This window comes from Rhizobium sp. R693 (assembly GCF_002211315.1).
In the GTDB taxonomy this organism is placed as follows: Bacteria; Pseudomonadota; Alphaproteobacteria; order Rhizobiales; family Rhizobiaceae; genus Rhizobium.
The window spans coordinates 1-20,760 of the sequence record NZ_LOKY01000013.1 but is presented as its reverse complement, the minus strand read 5'-3'; the positions used below and the strand labels follow the sequence as shown (position 1 = coordinate 20,760).

The window sequence follows — 20,760 nt, the reverse complement described above, 5'->3', positions numbered from 1 at the left end:
CGGCGCAAGACTATCACGCAGCCACCGCAGTTCACCATCCGCGCCGAATTCTTTCGGATGACCCCGAAAAGGTCAAAGAAACACTGGATATCTCACGCGACGCGATGTAACAGGGGAACCCGAAGTCGGGGGGTCATGCATTTGCCTCATTGTTTTAAGAGGTGGAATGCGAACAACCCTGTTGGTGAGGATGGCACGTTGTCGTCCCTAAGGGATTTCAGGAGACGGAATTCGTTATGATGTTCAAGGCTGAAAACAAAACGCGGGCGGCCCTGTCCGTTCTGGCAGTGATGCTCGGTGCTGCAGCAGCTCCCGTGTCGTCCTTCGCGCAGGATGCGGCGGCCTCCGCCGACGCTCCCGCCACGGCTGCCGGCGCCCCACGTCTCGGCTGGTACAAGACCTGCAGCAAGCAGGAAGACAATGACGTGTGCGTCGTCCAGAACGTCGTTCTCGCAGGCGGTGGCCAGCTCGTCACCGGCGTTGGCCTCATCAGTGTCTCGGGCAAGATCAACAACAAGAGCCTTCAGGTCTCGGTGCCGCCGGCCCGTCTGATCCCGCCAGGCGTGGCGCTGCAGATTGACGGCGGCAAGGCCCAGAAGATCGACTACCTGATGTGCATGCCCGACCGTTGCGTCGCCCAGATCCCGCTGACCGACGCCATGGTCGCCAGCCTGAAAAAAGGCACTGATCTGGTTCTGACCTCGATCAACTTCCGTCGCGCGCCGAACCCGATCAAGATCTCGCTCGAAGGCTTCACCGGCGCATTTGATGGCGAACCGGTTTCTGCTTCCAAGCTCGCCGAAAGCCAGAAGAGCCTGCAGGACAGTATGCAGAAGAAGGCTGACGAAGCACGCAAGAAGCTCGAAGAAGCCCAGAAGGCTGCCAAGGCCCAGTAATTCCGAGCCATCGGAATTCTCGAAGAGCCCGGCCCTGCGCCGGGTTTTTTGTTGCGTGATCCAGGCAAAGAAAAACCCCGCCGGAAGCGGGGTTTTTGAATGACGGCAGTGGACGTTAGTGGGCGAAGCTCATCTTGGGTTTGAACTGCCCCGTCGGTGCCATATCGAAGATCTGGTAGACCTGCTCGTTGCGGAGCGGAACACCGCTCTCGTCGTTGACCAAGTTCTGTTCGGACACGTAGGCAACGTATTCGTTTTCATCATTCTCGGCCAGCAGATGATAGAAGGGCTGATCCTTGCTGGGGCGCACTTCGGCGGGAATCGAGTTCCACCATTCTTCCGTGTTCGCGAATTCCGGATCGACGTCAAAGATGACGCCACGGAATGGAAACACCTTGTGCCGAACCACTTCGCCGATACTGAACTTTGCTACTCTTTCTTTCATGGTACGACTTCCTTTCATCACCTGATTTGGTGATTGGCCCCACTCAAATCAAGATTTGTGCGGGATCTCGTCACATGAGTGTCATATCCGCCCTCGGCAGCCATGACAGCGGTAGGCGAAGCCCCGGCCAAGCCGGGGCTTCGTTTCTTGATGATCAAGCCGAATAGTACATATCGTACTCGACCGGATGCGGCGTCATGTCAAAGCGCATGACCTCTGCCATCTTGAGCTCGATGAAGCTGTCGATCTGGTCGTCGTCGAACACGCCGCCGGCGGTCAGGAACTTGCGGTCCTTGTCGAGGCTTTCCAGCGCTTCGCGCAGCGAGCCGCACACCGTCGGGATCTTCTTCAGTTCCTTCGGCGGCAGATCGTAGAGATCCTTGTCCATGGCCTTGCCGGGATGGATCTTGTTCTTGATGCCATCGAGGCCTGCCATCAGCATGGCGGCGAAGGCGAGGTAGGGGTTTGCCATCGGATCCGGGAAGCGAACTTCGACGCGCTTGGCCTTCGGGTTGGTGCCGAACGGAATGCGGCACGATGCCGAGCGGTTGCGCGCCGAGTAGGCGAGCAGAACCGGTGCTTCGTAGCCCGGGACGAGACGCTTGTAGGAGTTCGTCGACGGGTTGGTGAAGGCGTTCAGCGCCTTGGCGTGCTTGATGATACCGCCGATGTAGTAGAGGCAGGTTTCGGAGAGACCCGCGTACTCATCGCCGGCGAAGGTCGGCTTGCCGCCCTTCCAGATCGACTGATGGACGTGCATGCCCGAGCCGTTGTCGCCGAAGATCGGCTTCGGCATGAAGGTTGCCGTCTTGCCATAGGCGTTCGCGACTTGGTGCACGACGTACTTGTAGATCTGCATCTTGTCGGCGTTGCGGACGAGCGTGTCGAACTTGATGCCGAGTTCGTGCTGGGCAGCCGCCACTTCGTGGTGGTGCTTTTCGACGACGACACCCATTTCGGACAGAACCGTCAGCATTTCCGAACGCATGTCCTGGCAGCTGTCGATCGGCGGAACCGGGAAGTAACCACCCTTGACGCGCGGACGGTGACCGAGGTTGCCGGTTTCATATTCGGTGTCGTCGTTCGACGGCAGTTCGGTGGAGTCGAGCTTGAAGCCGGTGTTATACGGGTCAGCCTTGTAGCGCACGTCGTCGAAGACGAAGAATTCAGCTTCCGGACCAACGAAGACCGTGTCGCCGATGCCCGAGGCCTTCAGGTAAGCCTCAGCCTTCTTGGCAGTACCACGCGGATCGCGGTTGTAAGCTTCGCCGGAAACCGGATCGAGAATATCGCAGAGAATAACCATGGTGGACTGTGCGAAGAACGGGTCCATGTGAACCGTTTCCGGGTCCGGCATCAGCACCATGTCGGATTCGTTGATGGCCTTCCAGCCAGCGATCGAGGAGCCATCGAACATGACGCCATCAGCGAACATGTCCTCATCGACACAGACGACGTCCATGGTGACGTGCTGCAGTTTGCCCTTCGGATCGGTGAAGCGCAGGTCCACGAACTTTACATCGTTTTCCTTGATTTGCTTAAGAATTTCGCTTGCGGTCGCCATTAAATAGTTCCTTTATTTGAGATGACGATACTTTGGCTCGCCGGAAGGCGATAAAGATTAGATCGCGTCGATACCGGTTTCGCCGGTACGAATGCGGATAACTTCTTCCACATTCGAGACGAAAATCTTGCCGTCGCCGATACGACCGGTTTGGGCGGCCTTGCGGATTGCCTCGATCACAGCTTCCGCGTTTTCGTCCGCGAGGACGACCTCCACCTTCACCTTCGGCAGGAAATCGACGACATATTCCGCGCCACGGTAAAGTTCCGTATGGCCTTTCTGGCGACCGAAGCCCTTCGCTTCCGTAACTGTAATGCCCTGCAAACCGACTTCCTGAAGGGCTTCCTTCACTTCGTCGAGCTTGAAGGGTTTGATGATCGCTTCGATCTTTTTCATGAGAAAATGACTCTCCGCTTCTCCCGTTAATCGCAGGCTCAAACCTGCTTGCCGTCATGATGCAGTTATCGTGCCAGTTGGGAAGCGGATTTTTCGAAAATCGAGCCCGATCGCACGCAAAAGCCCACAATCTTGGGAATTATCCTGGATTTTCGGCTAAGATTTTTCAAAAATCGATGCTGCAGACGCAAATCTGGGTCATTTTCAGAAATATTTGCCCGCACTAATAATCCCCAACGAAACGCACGCGCAGCCTTCTTTTTATGCATTTGCCTATTTGTTGCCCTTTGCGACAATCAACGAACCGGTTGTTATTTAGGCGATTTCTGTTTGAATGCGGCGATGACCGAGGAAATCTCCAAGCTGCTCCTCACTCCGGAAGAAATGACCGCAGTCGATGCGGCTGCCGCCGCGTCCGGTATCGACAGCTATGCCCTTATGGAGCGAGCGGGCGCCGCAGTCGCAGCCGCTCTGTTGCGTGATTTTCCTGCCGTCCGTCGCGCCGCCGTTCTTTGCGGGCCTGGCAACAACGGCGGCGACGGCTATGTTGCCGCGCGCCACCTGGCTGACAGCGGCGTTACCGTAGACGTATTCCAGATGGGGGAACCGGCGAGGCTCAAGGGAGATGCCGCCCGGGCCAGGGACAATTTCCCAACAGCCACGCAGCCACTTGAGTCCTATCAGCCTCGGAGCGGCGATGTGGTAATCGACGCCCTCTTTGGGGCTGGCCTTGCCCGCGATGTTCCGGCCAGTGTTCGAGATGTGATCGAACAGGTAAACGGGACTTCTGTGCCGGTGATTGCCGTCGACCTGCCATCCGGCATCGATGGTCGCACCGGAACAGTCAGAGGGGCGGCATTTGCCGCAAATCGGACCGTCACTTTCATGACGCGGAAGCCCGGCCATCTCTTGATGCCGGGGCGGGAACTCTGTGGCGAATTGGAAGTCTTCGATATCGGCATACCCGGGCGCATCATCCGCGCCGAGAAGAAACAGCAGATCGCCGAGAACCGGCCCGAACTTTGGCGCCAGGCGCTGCCGTCAGGCGGACTTGAGACACACAAATATAAGCGTGGACACCTCGTCGTCTTTTCCGGCGAAGCGAGCAAGACCGGCGCCGCGCGGATGTCTGCTATGGCGGGACTGAAGGCCGGGGCAGGGCTTGTAACAATCGCAGCGCCCGAGGACGCCGTCGGGGAGAATGCGGCTCATCTCACGGCGATTATGCTGCATCCGATCGACGACGAGGCCGCTCTCCGCGATTGGCTGCATGACGAGCGGCTGCAGACGTTCGTTATTGGCCCTGGCTTCGGTGTCGGAGAAAAGGCACGTCAATTCGTTGCCGCACTTTCCGAGCGACATCTGGTGCTGGATGCCGATGGGCTTTCCTCGTTCAAAGATGCCCCCGACGAGCTGTTCTCCCAGTTTTCCGGCAAACCGCGGCTCGTGCTTACGCCACACGAAGGCGAGTTTGGCCGACTGTTTCCCGATATTGCCGCCGACGCAGCCATGGGAAAGATCGAAAAGGCGCGGGCTGCAGCGGCGCGGGCAAACGCCGCGATCGTCTACAAAGGCGCTGATACCGTCATCGCCGCACCCGACGGTAGAGCCTACGTCAACACCAACGCGCCGGCTTGGCTTGCTACCGCAGGCTCCGGAGATGTCTTGGCGGGGATCATCGGAGCACTGATGGCCCAGGGTGCACCTGCTTTCGAGGCGGCTTCTGCCGGCGTCTACATGCATGGAGAGGCCGGGACGCGGGCAGGCAAAGGGCTAACGGCGGAAGAACTGGCGACGCAGGTACGTCCGCTCTGACGGCAGGCCTATCGCGACACCGCTTCTTGTAGTGCCATGGCCCCGAAGGGCGCATTGACTTTGCCTTCGTGAATCATGAAGGCAAAGATGTCCCGCGGCTCGGTGGCAACCTTGCGATCGCCATCGATCAGAGGCAGATCGCCGGGAACCTTGCCATCCGCCCAGGTTTCGAGGCGCGCGGCCCAGGCCTTCAAATCGCCCGGCGTATAACAGGTCTTGATCTCATCCGAGCCCTTCTGGAGACGCGCATACACGAAATCGGTCGTCACATCGGCGATCATCGGGTAGTCGAAATGCTCGGCGCAAACTGGCGCAACGCCGTATTTCGCAAGCAATGCTATGAATTCCGGCACCTTGAACGAGTCGTGACGCACCTCGACGACGTGTTTAAGAGACAAGCTATCCTGCTTGTCGGGCAGCAACTTGAGGAAGCCCTCGAAGTCATCCGGATCGAACTTCTTCGTCGGCGCGAACTGCCAAAGGATTGGTCCCAGGTGCGGACCGAGCTCCGTCAGACCCTGGGTGAGAAAACGCTCCATCGACTCGCCAGCCTCGGCCAACACGCGGCGATTGGTGACAAAGCGACTGGCCTTGAGTGAAAAGATAAATCCATCCGGCACATCCGCCGCCCATTTGGCGAAGGTTTCCGGCTTCTGCGAGCTGTAATAGGTGCCGTTGATCTCAATGACCTTCAGTTTCCGGCTTGCATAATGCAGTTCGTCCTTCTGCTTCAGATCTCCAGGGTAGAAATGATCCCGCCATGCCTCGAAGGTCCAACCGCCGATGCCGACGCGAATGTTGCCGGATTTCGCCATTTCTTCCTCCTCTGATTATATCTGGCCGCTGACCGGCTTTGCCATGTCGACGATCACCCATCCTGGCCTATGCGGATTTTCGCGACGACCTGTTTCCTGAAAGCCAAACGCTCGATAGAGCGCAATATTCCGTTCCATGCGCGCGTTGGTATAGAGACGAACTTCCGGAAGCCTCCATTCACGCGCAATCTCCTCCACCCATCTCAGAATTGCGAGGCCGTGACCACTGCCCTGGAATCTCGGGGAAACAGCAATGCTGAAGAGCATCACATGATCAGGATGCCGTTCAACGACGGCTAAACCGGCAAGCTCGCCATGCACCTCCCGCAACCAGACCTCGCCGCGACCAATGCGCGGCGCGTAGTCCTCGGTTACAGGGATCGGCGGGCGTCCAAGGAGACGCGTGTATGGGGCATAGGCTTCAGTGGTCAGCGCTTCGACCGCCTGCAGATCATCGGGCGACGCCGCTCTCAGCATCACTCGGCTGCCGCCACGGCTTTTCGAGCAGGGCGCCTCTCAAGCAATTCCTTCAGGAACTGCCCGGTATAGGACCGCTTCTCCTTGACGATCGTCTCCGGCGTACCGACCGCGACGATCTCGCCGCCGCCATCACCGCCTTCCGGACCGAAATCGAGAATCCAGTCCGCGGTCTTGATAACCTCGAGATTGTGCTCGATGACGACGACCGAATTGCCCTGATTGACCAGCTCCTGCAGCATTTCCAAGAGCTTGGCGACGTCGTGGAAATGCAGGCCGGTCGTCGGCTCGTCCAAGATATAGAGCGTCCGGCCGGTCGATCGTTTGGACAATTCCTTTGCCAGCTTGACGCGCTGCGCCTCGCCACCCGACAGCGTATTCGCCTGCTGTCCGACCTTGATGTAGCCGAGGCCGACATCTTTCAACGCCTGCAGCTTGTCACGCACCGCCGGGACGGCAGCGAAGAAGTCAACGCCTTCCTCGACGGTCATGTCGAGCACGTCGGCAATCGACTTGTGCTTGAATGTAACGTCCAGCGTCTCCCTGTTGTAGCGCTTGCCATGGCAGACGTCGCAGGTGACGTAGACATCAGGCAGGAAGTGCATCTCGATCTTGATGACGCCGTCGCCTTGGCAGGCCTCGCAGCGTCCTCCCTTGACGTTGAACGAGAAGCGTCCCGGTTGGTAGCCGCGCGCCTTCGCTTCCGGCAGACCGGCGAACCAGTCGCGGATCGGAGTGAATGCGCCGGTATAGGTCGCCGGGTTGGAACGCGGCGTACGACCGATCGGCGACTGATCAATATCGATGACCTTGTCGATATGCTCGAAACCGTCGATGCGGTCGTGATCGGCGGGAATTTCGCGCGCTCCCATGACGCGCCGGGCGGCCGATTTATACAGCGTCTCGATCAGGAACGTGGACTTTCCGCCGCCTGATACGCCAGTGACCGCCGTAAAGACGCCAAGCGGGATGGAGGCAGTGACGTTCTTCAGATTGTTACCGCGGGCACCGACGACCTTGATCTCCTTGCCCTTCTTTGGCTTGCGCCGCTCGTCAGGAACCGGGACACCCAGCTCGCCGGACAAATATTTTCCGGTCAGCGACTTCGGGTTTGCCATGATTTCCCGTGGTGTGCCGTGGGCAATCACTTGGCCACCATGGATGCCGGCCGCCGGACCGATGTCGACGACGTCATCGGCCGTCAAGATCGCGTCCTCGTCATGCTCGACCACAATCACCGTGTTGCCGATATCGCGAAGGTGCTTCAGCGTATCGAGCAGGCGAGCGTTATCGCGCTGGTGCAGGCCGATCGACGGCTCGTCGAGGACATACAACACACCGGTCAGACCGGAACCGATCTGCGACGCCAACCGGATACGCTGACTCTCGCCACCCGACAGGGTGCCGGAGTTTCGCGACAGACTGAGGTAGTCCAGGCCGACGTCATTGAGGAAGCGCAGGCGGTCGCGGATCTCCTTGAGAATGCGAACAGCAATCTCGTTCTGCTTGGCGCTCAGTGATTGCGGCAGGACCTCGAACCAGTCACGGGCGACGCGGATCGACATATCGGTCACCTGGCCGATATGCAGCGTGTTGATCTTGACGGCCAGTGCCTCCGGCTTCAGGCGATAGCCGCCGCAAGACGGGCAGGGGGCGGCCGACATATAGCGCTCGATTTCCTCGCGCGCCCAGGCGGAATCCGTCTCCTTCCAGCGGCGCTCGAGGTTGGTGATGATGCCTTCGAAATTCTTGTGCGTCGTGTAGGACCGCGCACCATCGGCATAATGGAACTCGATCTTCTCGTCGGTGCCATTCAGGATCACGTCCTTGGCCTGTTCCGACAGGTCGTTCCAACGGGCGCCGAGCTTGAAGCCGTAGTGCTTGCCGAGGGCTTCAAGTGTCTGGTTGTAATAAGGAGAAGTCGACTTTGCCCAAGGTGCAATGGCGCCATCGCGCAGCGTGCGCTCAGGCTCTGGCACGATCAAGTTGGCGTCAATCTTCTGCTGGGCGCCGAGGCCGTCGCAGGTCGGGCAGGCGCCGGCTGGATTGTTGAACGAAAAAAGTCGCGGCTCGATCTCGGGAATGGTGAAGCCCGACACCGGGCAGGCGAACTTTTCCGAAAAGAGAACGCGTTCGTGCGTTTCGTTGAGCGATTTGTTGGCAGAGCCGCCGGCGGCAGTTTCTTCCGGCGGCAGCGGCTTGTCAGCGAATTCCGCAACCGCCAGGCCGTCGGCAAGCTTGAGCGAGGTCTCGAAGCTGTCGGCAAGGCGCGAAGCCATGTCCGGCCGCACGACAATGCGGTCGACCACGACGTCGATGTCGTGCTTGTATTTCTTATCGAGAGCCGGCACGTCGGCGATCTCGTAGAACTGACCGTCAACCTTGACGCGCTGGAAGCCCTTTTTCATCAGGTCCGCCAGTTCCTTCTTGTACTCGCCTTTACGTCCACGCACGAGCGGCGCGAGAATGTAGAGACGGGTGCCATCTCCGAACTCCAGTACGCGATCGACCATCTGGCTGACCGTCTGGCTCTCGATCGGCAGGCCCGTCGCCGGCGAATAAGGCACGCCAACGCGGGCAAAGAGCAGGCGCATGTAGTCGTAGATCTCGGTCACCGTGCCGACCGTCGAGCGCGGGTTGCGCGAGGTCGTTTTCTGCTCGATCGAAATCGCAGGTGACAGGCCGTCGATCTGGTCGACGTCGGGCTTCTGCATCATTTCAAGGAACTGGCGCGCATAGGCCGAAAGGCTTTCGACATAGCGCCGCTGCCCTTCGGCATAGATCGTGTCGAAGGCAAGCGACGATTTGCCGGACCCTGAAAGGCCGGTCATGACGATGAGTTTATTTCGAGGCAGATCGAGATCGATGCCCTTCAAATTGTGCTCGCGCGCGCCGCGGATAGAAATCGTCTTCAGTTCGCTCATCGTCTTCTGCTTCTGTGCTGGAACAAGCCCCTTATTTAGTGATGCCGGCTGGCGAGTCGAGGCTGAATGTCCGTCTGCTGCAAAGGTTTTCGATTCGGTTGACAGGATCATAGGGATAAACTAGAACAAATAAAGAACAAAATTCCTTGTGGATGAACCGGCGATGGACACGCATCGCCGGCGCTCTATGGTTTAAGGTGGACCGATTGGTTCAAGCGCCGCCGGGCAGGGCGGCAGGTAAGGTGAAAGTATGGCTGGCAGCGTAAACAAGGTAATTCTGATCGGGAACGTGGGCGCCGACCCCGAAATCCGGCGAACCCAGGATGGCCGGCCGATCGCCAATCTCCGCATCGCGACGTCCGAGACCTGGCGTGACCGCAACTCCGGTGAACGCCGCGAGAAGACGGAATGGCATACGGTCGTGGTCTTCAACGAAGGCCTCTGCAAGGTCGTCGAACAGTATGTGAAGAAGGGCGCTAAGCTCTACATCGAAGGTGCGCTGCAGACCCGCAAGTGGCAGGACCAGAACGGCCAGGACCGCTATTCGACGGAAGTCGTTCTGCAGGGCTTCGGCTCGACGCTGACGATGCTCGACGGTCGCGGAGAGGGCGGAGGCTCCAGCTTTGGCGGCGGTCGCGGCAGCAATGCCGGCGGTGGCGATTTCGGTGGCGGCGGCGGCTACGGCGACGACTACGGTGCGCCCTCGCAATCATCTGGCCGCAGCAGCGGTGGTAGCGGTGGAAACTTCTCGCGCGATCTCGACGACGACATCCCGTTCTGATCGCAGACTATCCTCCGTACATGAATTGGACGGCGCGCCGCGAGGTGTGCCGTTTGCTTTTCAAGCTCAGGGGCTTGGAGATCCCGCGCTTACCGCGACGGAAGCCATTGCAGGCAACCGGCTTTTTGATTTAGCCAACCGGCATCGTGACGAGGGCAGACTTCAAACCGTCGACAACGAACTGCGTGGCGAGCGCTGCCAGGATGACGCCGAGAAGGCGCGTCAGAATTGCGCGCCCTGTTACGCCAAGGAAGCGATCGAGTCTTTCGGCGATGAGCAGCGAGAGAAACAGCAGCAGCAGGCTCAATGCGATGACAATGATCAATTGCGCCCGCTCAAGCGAAGCCTGCATCGACCCAGCAATCAGGATCGTCGCCGAAATGGCGCCTGGACCGGCGATCAGAGGGATCGCCAACGGAAAGACCGAGATATTATGGATGTGATCGACGGTGATCGCGGCCGTGCTCGTCTTCTCCTTACGGTCCTGCCGCTTCTCGAATACCATTTCAAAGGCGATCCAGAATAATAGAAGACCGCCGGCTATGCGGAAGGCGCCGATCGAAATTCCGAGCACGCCGAGCACACTGGCTCCGAACAGGGCGAAGGCGGCAAGAATGACAAAGGCGATAATCGAGCCGCGTAGCGCCACCTGTTTTCTCTGGCTGCGGCTCATACCGGTCGTGAGCCCAAGAAAGAGCGGAGCAAGACCAGGCGGATCGATCGTGACAAGCAGCGTCGTGAAGGCGTTGATCAGTTGGTCGACGCTTGCCATTGTCTCTCCGTGAGCCCATATAAACACTTGGTTTTTGGGCGATTGTGATGCGGAGCGATCAATTTGGCAAATGGTGTTATCCGGGTGGTGTAAATAACCGCCACCGAGGCTCCCGTTGCCCTCATAAGACCGCAAAAGTCTGTTCAAAACCCCTGCCAAAATTAGCGTAGGAACAGGCTTTCCGCTATAAATCTTCAAGTGATTCTAGAAGAGATCGTGATCTGTTTTGACTGAGCAAACACCCCCCGGCGGCGGGAAGCTCCCGCCAGGCATCGAGCCCATCTCCATCATGGAGGAAATGCAGCGGTCGTACCTCGATTACGCGATGAGCGTTATCGTCAGCCGCGCGCTGCCTGATGTGCGCGACGGCCTGAAGCCCGTGCACCGGCGCATCCTTTACGGCATGTCCGAACTCGGCATCGACTGGAACAAGAAATACGTCAAATGCGCCCGCGTTACCGGGGATGTGATGGGTAAATACCATCCGCACGGCAATGCGGCGATCTACGACGCGCTGGCGCGTATGGCACAAGAGTGGTCGCTCCGACTGCCGCTGATCGACGGCCAGGGCAACTTCGGCTCCGTCGACGGTGATCCGCCGGCGGCCGAACGCTACACCGAGTGCCGCCTGCAGAAGGCCGCGCATTCGCTGCTCGACGATCTCGACAAGGAAACGGTTGACTTCCGCGACAACTATGACGGCACACTCTCCGAGCCTGTCGTCGTTCCCGCCAAGTTCCCAAACCTGCTGGTGAACGGGGCAGGCGGCATTGCCGTCGGTATGGCGACCAATATCCCGCCGCACAATCTGTCCGAAGTCATCGACGGCTGCATTGCGCTGATCGACAATCCGGCGATCGAGCTGCCTGACATCATGCAGATCATACCGGGCCCGGACTTCCCGACCGGCGCCAAGATCCTTGGTCGCGCCGGCATTCGCTCGGCCTACGAGACAGGTCGTGGCTCCGTGATCATGCGCGGTGTCGCCACCATCGAGCCGATGCGCGGCGATCGCGAACAGATCATCATCACCGAGATCCCGTATCAGGTGAACAAGTCGACGATGATCGAAAAGATGGCCGAACTGGTACGCGACAAGCGTATCGAAGGCATCTCCGACCTGCGCGATGAATCTGACCGCCAGGGCTATCGTGTCGTCGTTGAATTGAAGCGCGACGCCAATGCCGACGTCATCCTGAACCAGCTTTATCGCTACACGCCGCTGCAGACCTCCTTTGGCTGCAACATAGTGGCACTGAATGGCGGCAAGCCGGAACAGTTGACGCTGCTCGACATGCTGCGTGCCTTCGTCTCCTTCCGCGAGGAAGTCGTTAGCCGGAGAACGAAATTCCTGCTGCGCAAGGCGCGCGAACGCGCTCACGTCTTGGTTGGCCTCGCGATTGCTGTTGCGAATATCGACGAAGTCATCCGCGTTATCCGCCAGGCGCCAGATCCGCAGTCTGCCCGTGAAGAACTGATGACGCGCCGCTGGCCGGCATCCGACGTCGAAAGCCTGATCCGCCTGATCGACGACCCGCGTCACCGCATCAACGAGGACCTGACGTATAACCTCTCGGAAGAGCAGGCGCGCGCCATCCTCGAACTGCGTCTGGCCCGCCTGACCGCTCTCGGCCGTGACGAAATCGGCGACGAACTCAACAAGATAGGCGAAGAGATTAAGGATTATCTTGAAATCCTGTCGTCACGTATCCGCATCCAGACGATCGTCAAGGAGGAGCTTGCCGCCGTTCGCGATGAATTCGGCACGCCGCGCCGCACCGAGATCATGGATGGCGGCCTTGAGATGGACGATGAGGATCTCATCGCCCGCGAAGACATGGTCGTGACCGTCTCGCATCTCGGCTACATCAAGCGCGTACCGCTGACGACCTATCGCGCCCAGCGCCGCGGCGGCAAGGGCCGCTCCGGCATGACCACGCGCGACGAAGATTTTGTTAGCCAGCTATTTGTTCTCAACACGCATACACCGGTTTTGTTCTTCTCGTCGCGCGGCATCGTCTACAAGGAAAAGGTCTATCGCCTGCCGATTGGCACACCGACCGCGCGCGGCAAGGCGCTCATCAACATGCTGCCGCTGGACCCCGGCGAACGCATCACGACGATCCTGCCGTTGCCGGAGGATGAGGATAGCTGGGACAAGCTCGACGTAATGTTCTCGACGACGCGCGGAACGGTTCGCCGCAATAAGCTTTCCGACTTCGTCCAGGTCAACCGCAACGGCAAGATCGCGATGAAGCTCGAGGAGGAGGGCGATGAAATCCTCTCCGTCGAGACCTGCACCGAGCACGACGATGTACTTCTGACGACAGCGCTCGGCCAGTGCATCCGCTTCCCGGTCGACGATGTCCGCGTCTTTGCGGGCCGTAACTCGATCGGCGTTCGCGGCATCAATCTCGGCGATGGCGACCGCATTATCTCGATGACGATCGTCGGGCATGTGGACGCTGAGCCATGGGAGCGCGCTGCCTATCTGAAGCGGGCCGCAAGCGAGCGGCGCCTTACGACAGGTGACGCAGAGGAAATCTCGCTCGTCGGCGAGGAAGTCGCCGAGGAAGGTCAGCTGAGTGACGAACGCTATGAGGAACTGAAGGCACGTGAGCAATATGTCCTGACGGTTTCGGAAAAGGGCTTCGGCAAGCGTTCCTCGTCTTACGATTTCCGGATTTCGGGCCGCGGCGGCAAGGGCATTCGCGCCACAGATACGTCGAAGACGGCGGAGATCGGCGAACTCGTCGCTGCTTTCCCGGTCAACGACGGCGACCAGATCATGCTGGTTTCCGATGGCGGCCAACTGATCCGCGTTCCAGTGGGCGGCATTCGCATCGCGAGCCGTGCAACGAAGGGCGTCACCATTTTCTCGACGGCAAAGGACGAGAAGGTTGTATCCGTCGAGCGCATCAGCGAGCCGGAGGAAGAGGCAGAAGACGTTGCCGGGAATGGCGACGACATTGTCGCGACCCCGGAAGGCGCGCCCGATCCGGAAGCTTGATGTTCTGACGTTTTGATCTTGAAAACCGGGCAACTGCCCGGTTTTCTTTTTTGAGCTTCTCGGAACGTTTGAGGCGCGGATAGCGCGCAGTCGAAGGAGGACCAGATTGATCCGGATTCTCGGTATTGATGACGTTGCAATCTTTAAAGCCATTCGGCTGGAGGCATTGCGAACCGAACCGGCAGCCTTTGCCAGCAGCGCCGAAGACTGGGAGGCGCTGTCAGACGACGAATGGCGCAAGCGATTGGTTGAAGGGCCGGTATTTGCGGCCTTCAAGCGCGGCGATCCGATTGGCATCATGGGGCTGAGCAGACAACGTGCTAGCAAGATGGCGCACCGTGCGACGCTAATCATGGTCTATGTGCGTGGCAGCGAAAGGGCCGGAGGCCACGCCAAGGAACTACTGGAGGCAACCGTAGCCTATGCGCGTAAGAACGGAATTCGGCAGCTGGAGCTCGCGGTCAGTGCCGAGAACACGGCCGCCAGACGATTTTATGAACGCGAAGGTTTCCACGAGGCCGGGCGCATTCCCGGCGGCTTCATCCATAACAGCAGGGAAATCGATGATGTCATCATGGTTCGGCGCATCAACGATCAAGAGAATGTCGGTTCGCGCCGTTGAGCGACAGTTACCAGTATCATCTTCAGGCATGAGAAAGGCCGGACGACATGGTCATCCGGCCTTGAGTGGTCAAAACGAATTCCCAGAATAGCGGCAGCGGCTAGAACCAACTGTGCTTTCCATCGACCTTCTTTACCTCTTCGTTTTCATGGCGAAGGGCGGCGATAGTGGATGCCACGGACACGACAAACATGATGCTGATAAGGGCGGTTAGCACTGTTAGTATCGTGAACATGAGCAATCCTCCTGGGCTTTGCGTTCACGTTCCTTAGTACTGGCTCATAACCGCCGTGCGAGCGGACGCATAGGGGCCATATACCTTGGACGCATCTCCTTTGTGATCGTAGAGCGCGACTGTCGCTGCAAGCATACCGGTCATCATTACCATCCAGACAGCATTAATCATGGTAATCTTATTGGGCATATTTTCTTCCTTGTGCGGCGTATCGCGTTACGCTGGTTGAGTGAACGCATCGGTGCGAAAATGGTTCCAGGGGTATTGACCGGTCGTTTACCAAGGCCGATCTGAAGCGACTTTGAATACACCGTTCATCTGGCGTTCAGAATTCTTAATCGGTTTAAACCCCACGTTTCCTGCTGCACGCACGATTGCGTGGTGTTCCCGGACGCTTGGCCGAACCCAGCTTGCATCCTGGATATCCCGCACGTAACCGTAGAGAAATTCGGCAAGCAGCGAAGCGATGACAGCGATTGCAACAAGGATGATCAGCATGAACGTTTTCCGGGGAGGGACCGATGCCGGAATGACATCGGCGGTTGACGCTCTCCTTTATAGACATGCGGCCTGAAGCCGCCTTGAATGGCGCATTCATCAGCCGTTCAGCGAACGGGTAAATGACTTGCGGGCGGCCCTTATCCATGACAAAAGGTCGTCGAAACAAACGGCTAGGCCAGATGACGACAGCTTTTTATCCGGGGTCGTTCGACCCGATCACCAACGGACATCTGGATGTTCTTATCCAGGCACTGAGCGTTGCATCCAAGGTTATTGTCGCGATCGGCATCCATCCCGGCAAGACGCCGCTCTTTTCCTTCGACGAGAAGGCGGATCTCATTCGTCGGTCGTTGGCGAAAGCGCTGCCTGAAAAGGCGGGCGATATCTCGGTTGTGGCCTTCGACAATCTCGTCGTCGACGCGGCGCGCTCCCATGGAGCGACGCTTCTGATCCGCGGCCTCAGGGACGGCACCGATCTCGACTATGAAATGCAGATGGCCGGGATGAACCGCCAGATGGCGCCCGACATTCAAACGATCTTTCTGCCCGCCGGAACGGCCTCACGGCCCATAACCGCCACATTGGTCCGGCAAATCGCTACCATGGGAGGCGATGTCAGCGCCTTTGTGCCGGCTGCCGTCTTGAAAGCCCTTCAATCCAAGCGCAAATCCTAGGCGATTTTCTCGCCGCAACGGAGCCAACATGAAACTTTTCTCTCTCGCCTTTGCAGCCGTGCTTTCCCTTGCCTCGTTCGGCGGCAGCGCATTCGCACAGTCAGGCAACACGCTGACGATCCAGCTGAAGGACGGTCCGGTCGTGATCCAGCTTATGCCCGAAGTCGCACCGAAGCATGTTGCCCAGATCGAAGCGCTCGCCAAGAAGGGCGCGTATGACAACGTCGCCTTCCATCGCGTTATCGAAGGCTTCATGGCGCAGACCGGGGACGTGAAGTTTGGCAACATGGAAAAGGGTTTCGATGCGAGCCGTGCCGGAACCGGTGGCTCCGACCTGCCTGACCTGCCGGCAGAATTTTCGAAGACGCCTTTTGTTCGCGGAACGGTCGGCATGGCCCGCTCGCAGGATCCGAACTCGGCGAATTCGCAGTTCTTCATCATGTTCGCTGACGGCTCGTTCCTCAATGGCCAGTATACGGTCGTCGGCAAGGTCGTCTCCGGTATGGAGAATGTCGACAAGATCAAGCGCGGCGAAGGCCAGAACGGCGAAGTCAGCAATCCCGACCGGATGATCAAGGTCACCGTCGGAAGCAAGTAAGTTTCAAGACAAGTAGGAGAAGAAGAATGGCCGAGATCAAGGATCCCGAAAACACCATCATCCTGGAAACCACCAAGGGCAAGGTTGTCATCCAGCTGCTGCCGGAAGTGGCACCGGAACACGTCGCCCGCATCAAGGAACTCGCTCGCGAGAAGGCCTATGACAACGTTGTATTCCATCGTGTCATCAACGATTTCATGGCGCAGACCGGCGACGTGAAGTTCGGCAAGAAGGGCGGCGAGAGCTTCAACCCGAGCCGCGCCGGCATGGGCGGTTCCGAAAAGCCTGACCTCAAGGCTGAATTCTCGGCAGTCAGCCACGTTCGCGGCACCTGCTCGATGGCCCGCTCGCAGAACCCGAACTCGGCCAACTCGCAGTTCTTCATCTGCTTCACGGATGCTCCCTGGCTGAACAAGCAGTACTCCGTCTGGGGCCAGGTCATCGAAGGCATGGACAACGTCGACAAGATCAAGAAGGGCGAGCCGGTTGTCGATCCGGACTCGATCGTCTCGATGCGGGTTGCCGCTGACGTCTGATTGTGATTTCTGCTGAAACCCGCCCTTGCGCGAAAGCGTGGGGCGGGTTTCGCTTTGCCCGGACTTGAGTAATGCGCGTAGACCTCTTTGATTTCGACCTGCCGGATGAACGGATCGCACTGCGGCCAGCCGAGCCGCGCGATAGCGCACGTCTGCTCGTCGTCGATCCAGCCGGCGAAGTACAGCTATCCGACCATCGGGTCAGCGATCTGCCTGATTTCCTGAGGGCAGGGGACGCGCTTGTCTTCAACGACACCAAGGTGATCCCGGCGCAGCTCGAGGGTATCCGTCATCGCGAAGGCGCCGGTGGTCAGCAGGTTTCGGCGACGTTGCACATGCGCGTTGGTGCAAGCCGCTGGAAGGCCTTCGCCAAGCCCGGCAAGCGCATCAAGATCGGCGATCGTATCTCGTTCGGCCACGACGGTAGCAGCTGCCTTCTCGGGAAACTTGAATGCACGGTCGAAGAAAAGGGCGAGGGCGGAGAAGTCACGCTTGCCTTCGATCTTTCCGGACCGATGCTCGACGAGGCCATCCATTCCGTCGGCCATATTCCGCTACCGCCCTACATCGCCGCGAAACGCGCTGAGGACGAGCGCGACCGCGCCGACTACCAGACGATTTATGCCCGCGAGGAGGGTGCCGTCGCTGCCCCGACGGCCGGGCTTCACTTCACGCCTGATCTTTTCGAAGCCATCGACAAGGCGGGTGTCGGGCGGCATTTCGTGACGCTGCATGTCGGTGCGGGCACCTTCCTGCCTGTGAAGGCCGACGACACCGACGATCACAAGATGCATCTCGAGAGCGGCTATGTCAGCGCCGAGACGGCGGCGAGCCTCAATGCCGTCAAGGCGAGGGGCGGGCGCATCATCTGCGTCGGTACGACTTCATTGCGGCTGATCGAAAGTGCCGCGCAGGAGAACGGCGAGATTCGCGCCTGGGCCGGTGCCACCGGCATCTTCATCACGCCGGGCTACAGCTTCAAGGCGGTTGACATGCTCATGACGAACTTCCATTTGCCTCGCTCGACACTGTTCATGCTCGTTTCGGCCTTCGCGGGCTTCGAGACGATGCACGCAGCCTACCAGCACGCGATTTCGACGGGCTACCGCTTCTATTCTTATGGCGATTCCAGCCTTCTTTTCCGGAAAGACTAAATGACCGAGAACTTTCAGTTCACTCTCAAGAAGACAGACGCCGGTGCGCGGCTGGGCGAAGTCTCGATGCCGCGCGGCACGATCCGCACGCCGGCCTTCATGCCCGTTGGTACCGTCGGCACGGTCAAGGCGATGTATCTCGACCAGGTTCGTGAAACGGGCGCCGATATCATCCTCGGCAATACCTACCATCTCATGCTGCGCCCGACGGCCGAACGTGTTGCGCGCCTCGGCGGCCTGCACAAGCTAATCCGCTGGGAGCATCCGATCCTGACCGATTCCGGCGGGTTCCAGGTGATGTCGCTCTCTGGCCTCCGCAAGCTCGACGAACAGGGCGTGACTTTCAAGTCGCATGTCGACGGCAGCCTGCATCACATGTCTCCGGAGCGCTCGATCGAGATCCAGGGATTGCTCGATTCAGACATTCAGATGCAGCTCGACGAATGCGTGGCACTTCCGGCGGAACCGCGCGAGATCGAGCGCGCCATGGAGCTTTCGTTGCGCTGGGCGGAACGATGCAAGGTCGCCTTCGGCGATCAGCCGGGCAAGGCGATGTTCGGCATTGTGCAGGGCGGGGATGTGCCCGCGCTGCGCATCCGGTCAGCCGCAGCACTGACCGATCTCGACCTCAAGGGCTATGCCGTTGGCGGTCTCGCTGTCGGCGAGCCGCAAGACGTCATGCTGAAGATGCTTGAAGAGACGCTGCCGGTTCTTCCTACGGAGAAACCGCGATACCTCATGGGCGTCGGTACGCCTGACGATATCCTGAAGTCCGTCGCTCGCGGTATCGATATGTTCGACTGCGTCATGCCGACCCGCTCCGGCCGGCACGGGCTTGCGTTCACCCGGCGAGGTAAGGTCAACATCCGCAACGCCCGTCACGCCGAGGACATGCGGCCGCTCGACGAACAGTCGAACTGCCCAGCCTCGCGCGACTACTCGCGTGCCTACCTGCATCACCTCGTACGTGCCAATGAGGCGCTCGGTGGGATGCTTCTTTCCTGGCATAATCTTGCCTATTATCAGGAACTGATGCAGGGCATCCGCAAGGCGATAGCCGAGGGACGCTTCGCCGATTTCATGGCCGAGACCATGGAGGAATGGGGGAGGGGCGACCTGGAGCCCATCTAAGGGCAACTAGCGAGGGGCGGTGCACTGCGAATCCCGCCTGCCCGCCACTCAGATGCCCTTGCTTGCGGTATTCGGCACGATCTGGACGCCGTTGATCTTGTAGCTCCCGTCAGGTTGACGGGCCACCTGATAGATCGCGGTCCAGTCTTTGCCGTCACGGCCTGATATCAGTACCTCGTGATAGATCATCGCGCCATTGTCGATCGAGCGGCTGCGCCCGAAGGCATAGTTGCCAGGGTGATAGACCGGCCCGTAGCTCTTCTTGACCATGGCGAAGAAGACGTTCTTGTCTGGATAGATCGCCTTGATCCCGGGTGCGGCAAAGGAATAGGCCGTATCAACGTCGTCGTTCAGGAACGCTTTGATCTGCGCCTCGATCATCGTGCGCGTCGTGTCGATCGGATCTTCGGCGCGAGCGGTCGCGAGCAAAACGAAGGACGCGACACACAGAATGAAAACTGCGAGAAAGGCGCGCATGGCAACGGCTCCGACTGTCCCAGGGGATTGTAGGGCAGTCTACGCACAAAGAAAGGGTGTAGATTAGCGAGCTCTTTCCACCTTGTCCGATCTTCTGTGGCGGAGAAGTTGGGTTGTGAGTTCATGCTGAACCGCGACTTGCGGGCTTGGTCAAGCTAACCTGCATACCGCATCTGGGCGAGCAGTTTCTTGCGGAAGACCTCTGCGGGCGTTCGATAGCCAAGACATTTGCGTGGCGTATCATTGAGCCGATTGCAGATGTCGATCAGGTCGGCGTCGGTCACGGACAGTGGATCGACCTCTCTCGAAAGCCATTTCCGGACCCGGCCATTGGTGTTCTCGACGGTGCCTTTTTGCCAGGGCGATTGCGGATCACAAAACCAGGTTTGGGCGCCGATGCTGGCTTGCAGATACGGCCAGTCAGTGAACTCCGTCCCCCGGTCGAAGGTGATGGAACGGCGAGCAAGGTGGGGCAGGGCCTGCAGTGCTTGAACAAGGCCGTCCATGACAGGACGGGACTGACGGTCATTGTTGCGCAGGAAGATCGCGAAGCGGCTGACTCGCTCGACCAGCGACGTCACATTGGCCTTTCCGAACTTTTTCCGAAACTGGATCAGGTCGCATTCCCAATGCCCAAACTGCTTGCGCTCGGCAACGACATCTGGGCGCCGCAAGATGTTGAGTTCCGGGCTAAACCGTTGACCATGCTTGCGTCGGGCATGTCGTGGTCGGCGTCGCGCACGATGCTCCGGTAGGTGCCGCCACAGCTTGATGGCGTGCCCGTCGGGCGAATATGCGAACTTGTAGATCGTCTCGTGGCTGACAGAGATCGGATGGCGTTCCAGGCGCATGCGTCCTGCAATCTGCTGTGGCGACCAGCCGTGTACGATCCGGTCGATGACAGATTGTCTGACGTCAGAGAAGCGCGCCAGCTTCC

The 20,760-nt window shown here is 59.1% G+C and carries 22 protein-coding genes; 10 read left to right on the top strand and 12 right to left on the bottom strand.

Annotated features, from left to right (window positions below):
- Positions 1-236: 236 nt before the first annotated feature.
- Positions 237-896: an invasion associated locus B family protein gene (locus ATY79_RS14455; protein WP_088692743.1), complete on the top strand. Its 660-nt coding sequence runs from the start codon at positions 237-239 to the stop codon at positions 894-896.
- A 115-nt stretch (positions 897-1,011) separates the two neighbouring features.
- Here the strand turns inward: ATY79_RS14455 and hspQ are convergent, their stop codons facing one another.
- From hspQ to ATY79_RS14440, 3 genes are all read right to left on the bottom strand, one after another.
- On the bottom strand, positions 1,012-1,341 hold the full coding sequence (gene hspQ, locus ATY79_RS14450; RefSeq protein WP_016553964.1) for a heat shock protein HspQ: 330 nt from the start codon (positions 1,339-1,341) through the stop codon (positions 1,012-1,014).
- A gap of 154 nt (positions 1,342-1,495) precedes the next feature.
- Complete coding sequence (gene glnA / locus ATY79_RS14445) at positions 1,496-2,905, bottom strand: type I glutamate--ammonia ligase (RefSeq protein ID WP_088692742.1); 1,410 nt, start codon at positions 2,903-2,905, stop codon at positions 1,496-1,498.
- A gap of 57 nt (positions 2,906-2,962) precedes the next feature.
- Positions 2,963-3,301 (bottom strand): P-II family nitrogen regulator, encoded by a 339-nt coding sequence (locus tag ATY79_RS14440; RefSeq protein WP_015339877.1) that lies wholly within the window; start codon positions 3,299-3,301, stop codon positions 2,963-2,965.
- 342 nt (positions 3,302-3,643) lie between these two features.
- Between ATY79_RS14440 and ATY79_RS14435 the strand changes: the two genes are divergently transcribed.
- Positions 3,644-5,116 carry an NAD(P)H-hydrate dehydratase gene (locus ATY79_RS14435; RefSeq protein ID WP_088704232.1) on the top strand — a complete coding sequence of 491 codons (1,473 nt, stop codon included), beginning with the start codon at positions 3,644-3,646 and terminating at the stop codon, positions 5,114-5,116.
- An 8-nt stretch (positions 5,117-5,124) separates the two neighbouring features.
- On the opposite strand, the gene ATY79_RS14430 is transcribed toward ATY79_RS14435, so the two are convergent.
- From ATY79_RS14430 to uvrA, 3 genes are read right to left on the bottom strand one after another with little or no spacing between them, the layout of a single operon-like run.
- On the bottom strand, positions 5,125-5,931 hold the full coding sequence (locus tag ATY79_RS14430; RefSeq protein WP_088692740.1) for a DUF72 domain-containing protein: 807 nt from the start codon (positions 5,929-5,931) through the stop codon (positions 5,125-5,127).
- Between the two features lie 15 nt (positions 5,932-5,946).
- Positions 5,947-6,411 carry a GNAT family N-acetyltransferase gene (locus ATY79_RS14425; RefSeq protein WP_088704208.1) on the bottom strand — a complete coding sequence of 155 codons (465 nt, stop codon included), beginning with the start codon at positions 6,409-6,411 and terminating at the stop codon, positions 5,947-5,949.
- Positions 6,408-9,332 (bottom strand): excinuclease ABC subunit UvrA, encoded by a 2,925-nt coding sequence (gene uvrA / locus ATY79_RS14420; RefSeq protein WP_088692822.1) that lies wholly within the window; start codon positions 9,330-9,332, stop codon positions 6,408-6,410. The genes ATY79_RS14425 and uvrA overlap by 4 nt, the downstream gene beginning before the upstream one ends.
- 250 nt (positions 9,333-9,582) lie before the next feature.
- Here uvrA and ATY79_RS14415 point away from each other — a divergent pair, with 250 nt between their 5' ends.
- A complete protein-coding gene (locus tag ATY79_RS14415) occupies positions 9,583-10,113 on the top strand; it encodes a single-stranded DNA-binding protein (protein WP_088692738.1) in 531 nt (176 codons plus the stop codon).
- A gap of 130 nt (positions 10,114-10,243) precedes the next feature.
- On the opposite strand, the gene ATY79_RS14410 is transcribed toward ATY79_RS14415, so the two are convergent.
- Positions 10,244-10,885, bottom strand: a complete 642-nt coding sequence (locus tag ATY79_RS14410; protein WP_088692737.1) for a MarC family protein — start codon at positions 10,883-10,885, stop codon at positions 10,244-10,246.
- Positions 10,886-11,111: 226 nt separating this feature from the next.
- On the opposite strand from ATY79_RS14410, the gene gyrA reads away from it, so the two are divergent.
- Both gyrA and ATY79_RS14400 read left to right on the top strand, forming a co-directional pair.
- Positions 11,112-13,895, top strand: a complete 2,784-nt coding sequence (gyrA, locus tag ATY79_RS14405; protein WP_088704207.1) for a DNA gyrase subunit A — start codon at positions 11,112-11,114, stop codon at positions 13,893-13,895.
- Positions 13,896-14,001: 106 nt separating this feature from the next.
- A complete protein-coding gene (locus ATY79_RS14400; RefSeq protein ID WP_088692735.1) occupies positions 14,002-14,517 on the top strand; it encodes a GNAT family N-acetyltransferase in 516 nt (171 codons plus the stop codon).
- 100 nt (positions 14,518-14,617) lie between these two features.
- Here the strand turns inward: ATY79_RS14400 and ATY79_RS31905 are convergent, their stop codons facing one another.
- From ATY79_RS31905 to ATY79_RS14395, 3 genes are all read right to left on the bottom strand, one after another.
- The gene (locus ATY79_RS31905) at positions 14,618-14,752 is read right to left on the bottom strand and encodes a hypothetical protein (protein WP_280950678.1); all 135 of its coding nucleotides are present in this window, start codon (positions 14,750-14,752) and stop codon (positions 14,618-14,620) included.
- Between the two features lie 33 nt (positions 14,753-14,785).
- A complete protein-coding gene (locus ATY79_RS30875; RefSeq protein ID WP_189638020.1) occupies positions 14,786-14,941 on the bottom strand; it encodes a hypothetical protein in 156 nt (51 codons plus the stop codon).
- A gap of 87 nt (positions 14,942-15,028) precedes the next feature.
- Positions 15,029-15,250, bottom strand: coding sequence for a hypothetical protein (locus ATY79_RS14395; RefSeq protein WP_088692734.1), 222 nt, complete (start codon positions 15,248-15,250; stop codon positions 15,029-15,031).
- Positions 15,251-15,432: 182 nt separating this feature from the next.
- Between ATY79_RS14395 and coaD the strand changes: the two genes are divergently transcribed.
- The 5 genes from coaD to tgt all read left to right on the top strand — a co-directional run bounded on the left by coaD (position 15,433) and on the right by tgt (position 19,346).
- Complete coding sequence (coaD, locus tag ATY79_RS14390; RefSeq protein ID WP_088692733.1) at positions 15,433-15,927, top strand: pantetheine-phosphate adenylyltransferase; 495 nt, start codon at positions 15,433-15,435, stop codon at positions 15,925-15,927.
- Positions 15,928-15,955: 28 nt separating this feature from the next.
- A complete protein-coding gene (locus ATY79_RS14385; RefSeq protein ID WP_088692732.1) occupies positions 15,956-16,525 on the top strand; it encodes a peptidylprolyl isomerase in 570 nt (189 codons plus the stop codon).
- Between the two features lie 26 nt (positions 16,526-16,551).
- On the top strand, positions 16,552-17,061 hold the full coding sequence (locus ATY79_RS14380) for a peptidylprolyl isomerase (protein ID WP_018855049.1): 510 nt from the start codon (positions 16,552-16,554) through the stop codon (positions 17,059-17,061).
- Between the two features lie 71 nt (positions 17,062-17,132).
- Positions 17,133-18,215, top strand: coding sequence for a tRNA preQ1(34) S-adenosylmethionine ribosyltransferase-isomerase QueA (gene queA, locus ATY79_RS14375; protein WP_088692731.1), 1,083 nt, complete (start codon positions 17,133-17,135; stop codon positions 18,213-18,215).
- Positions 18,216-19,346 carry a tRNA guanosine(34) transglycosylase Tgt gene (tgt, locus tag ATY79_RS14370; protein ID WP_088704206.1) on the top strand — a complete coding sequence of 377 codons (1,131 nt, stop codon included), beginning with the start codon at positions 18,216-18,218 and terminating at the stop codon, positions 19,344-19,346.
- Between the two features lie 48 nt (positions 19,347-19,394).
- Here the strand turns inward: tgt and ATY79_RS14365 are convergent, their stop codons facing one another.
- A complete protein-coding gene (locus ATY79_RS14365) occupies positions 19,395-19,823 on the bottom strand; it encodes a DUF4864 domain-containing protein (RefSeq protein WP_088692729.1) in 429 nt (142 codons plus the stop codon).
- 155 nt (positions 19,824-19,978) lie between these two features.
- Positions 19,979-20,760, bottom strand: a 782-nt coding sequence (locus ATY79_RS14360; protein ID WP_088704205.1) for an IS30 family transposase, incomplete at its 5' end; no start/stop codon positions are given.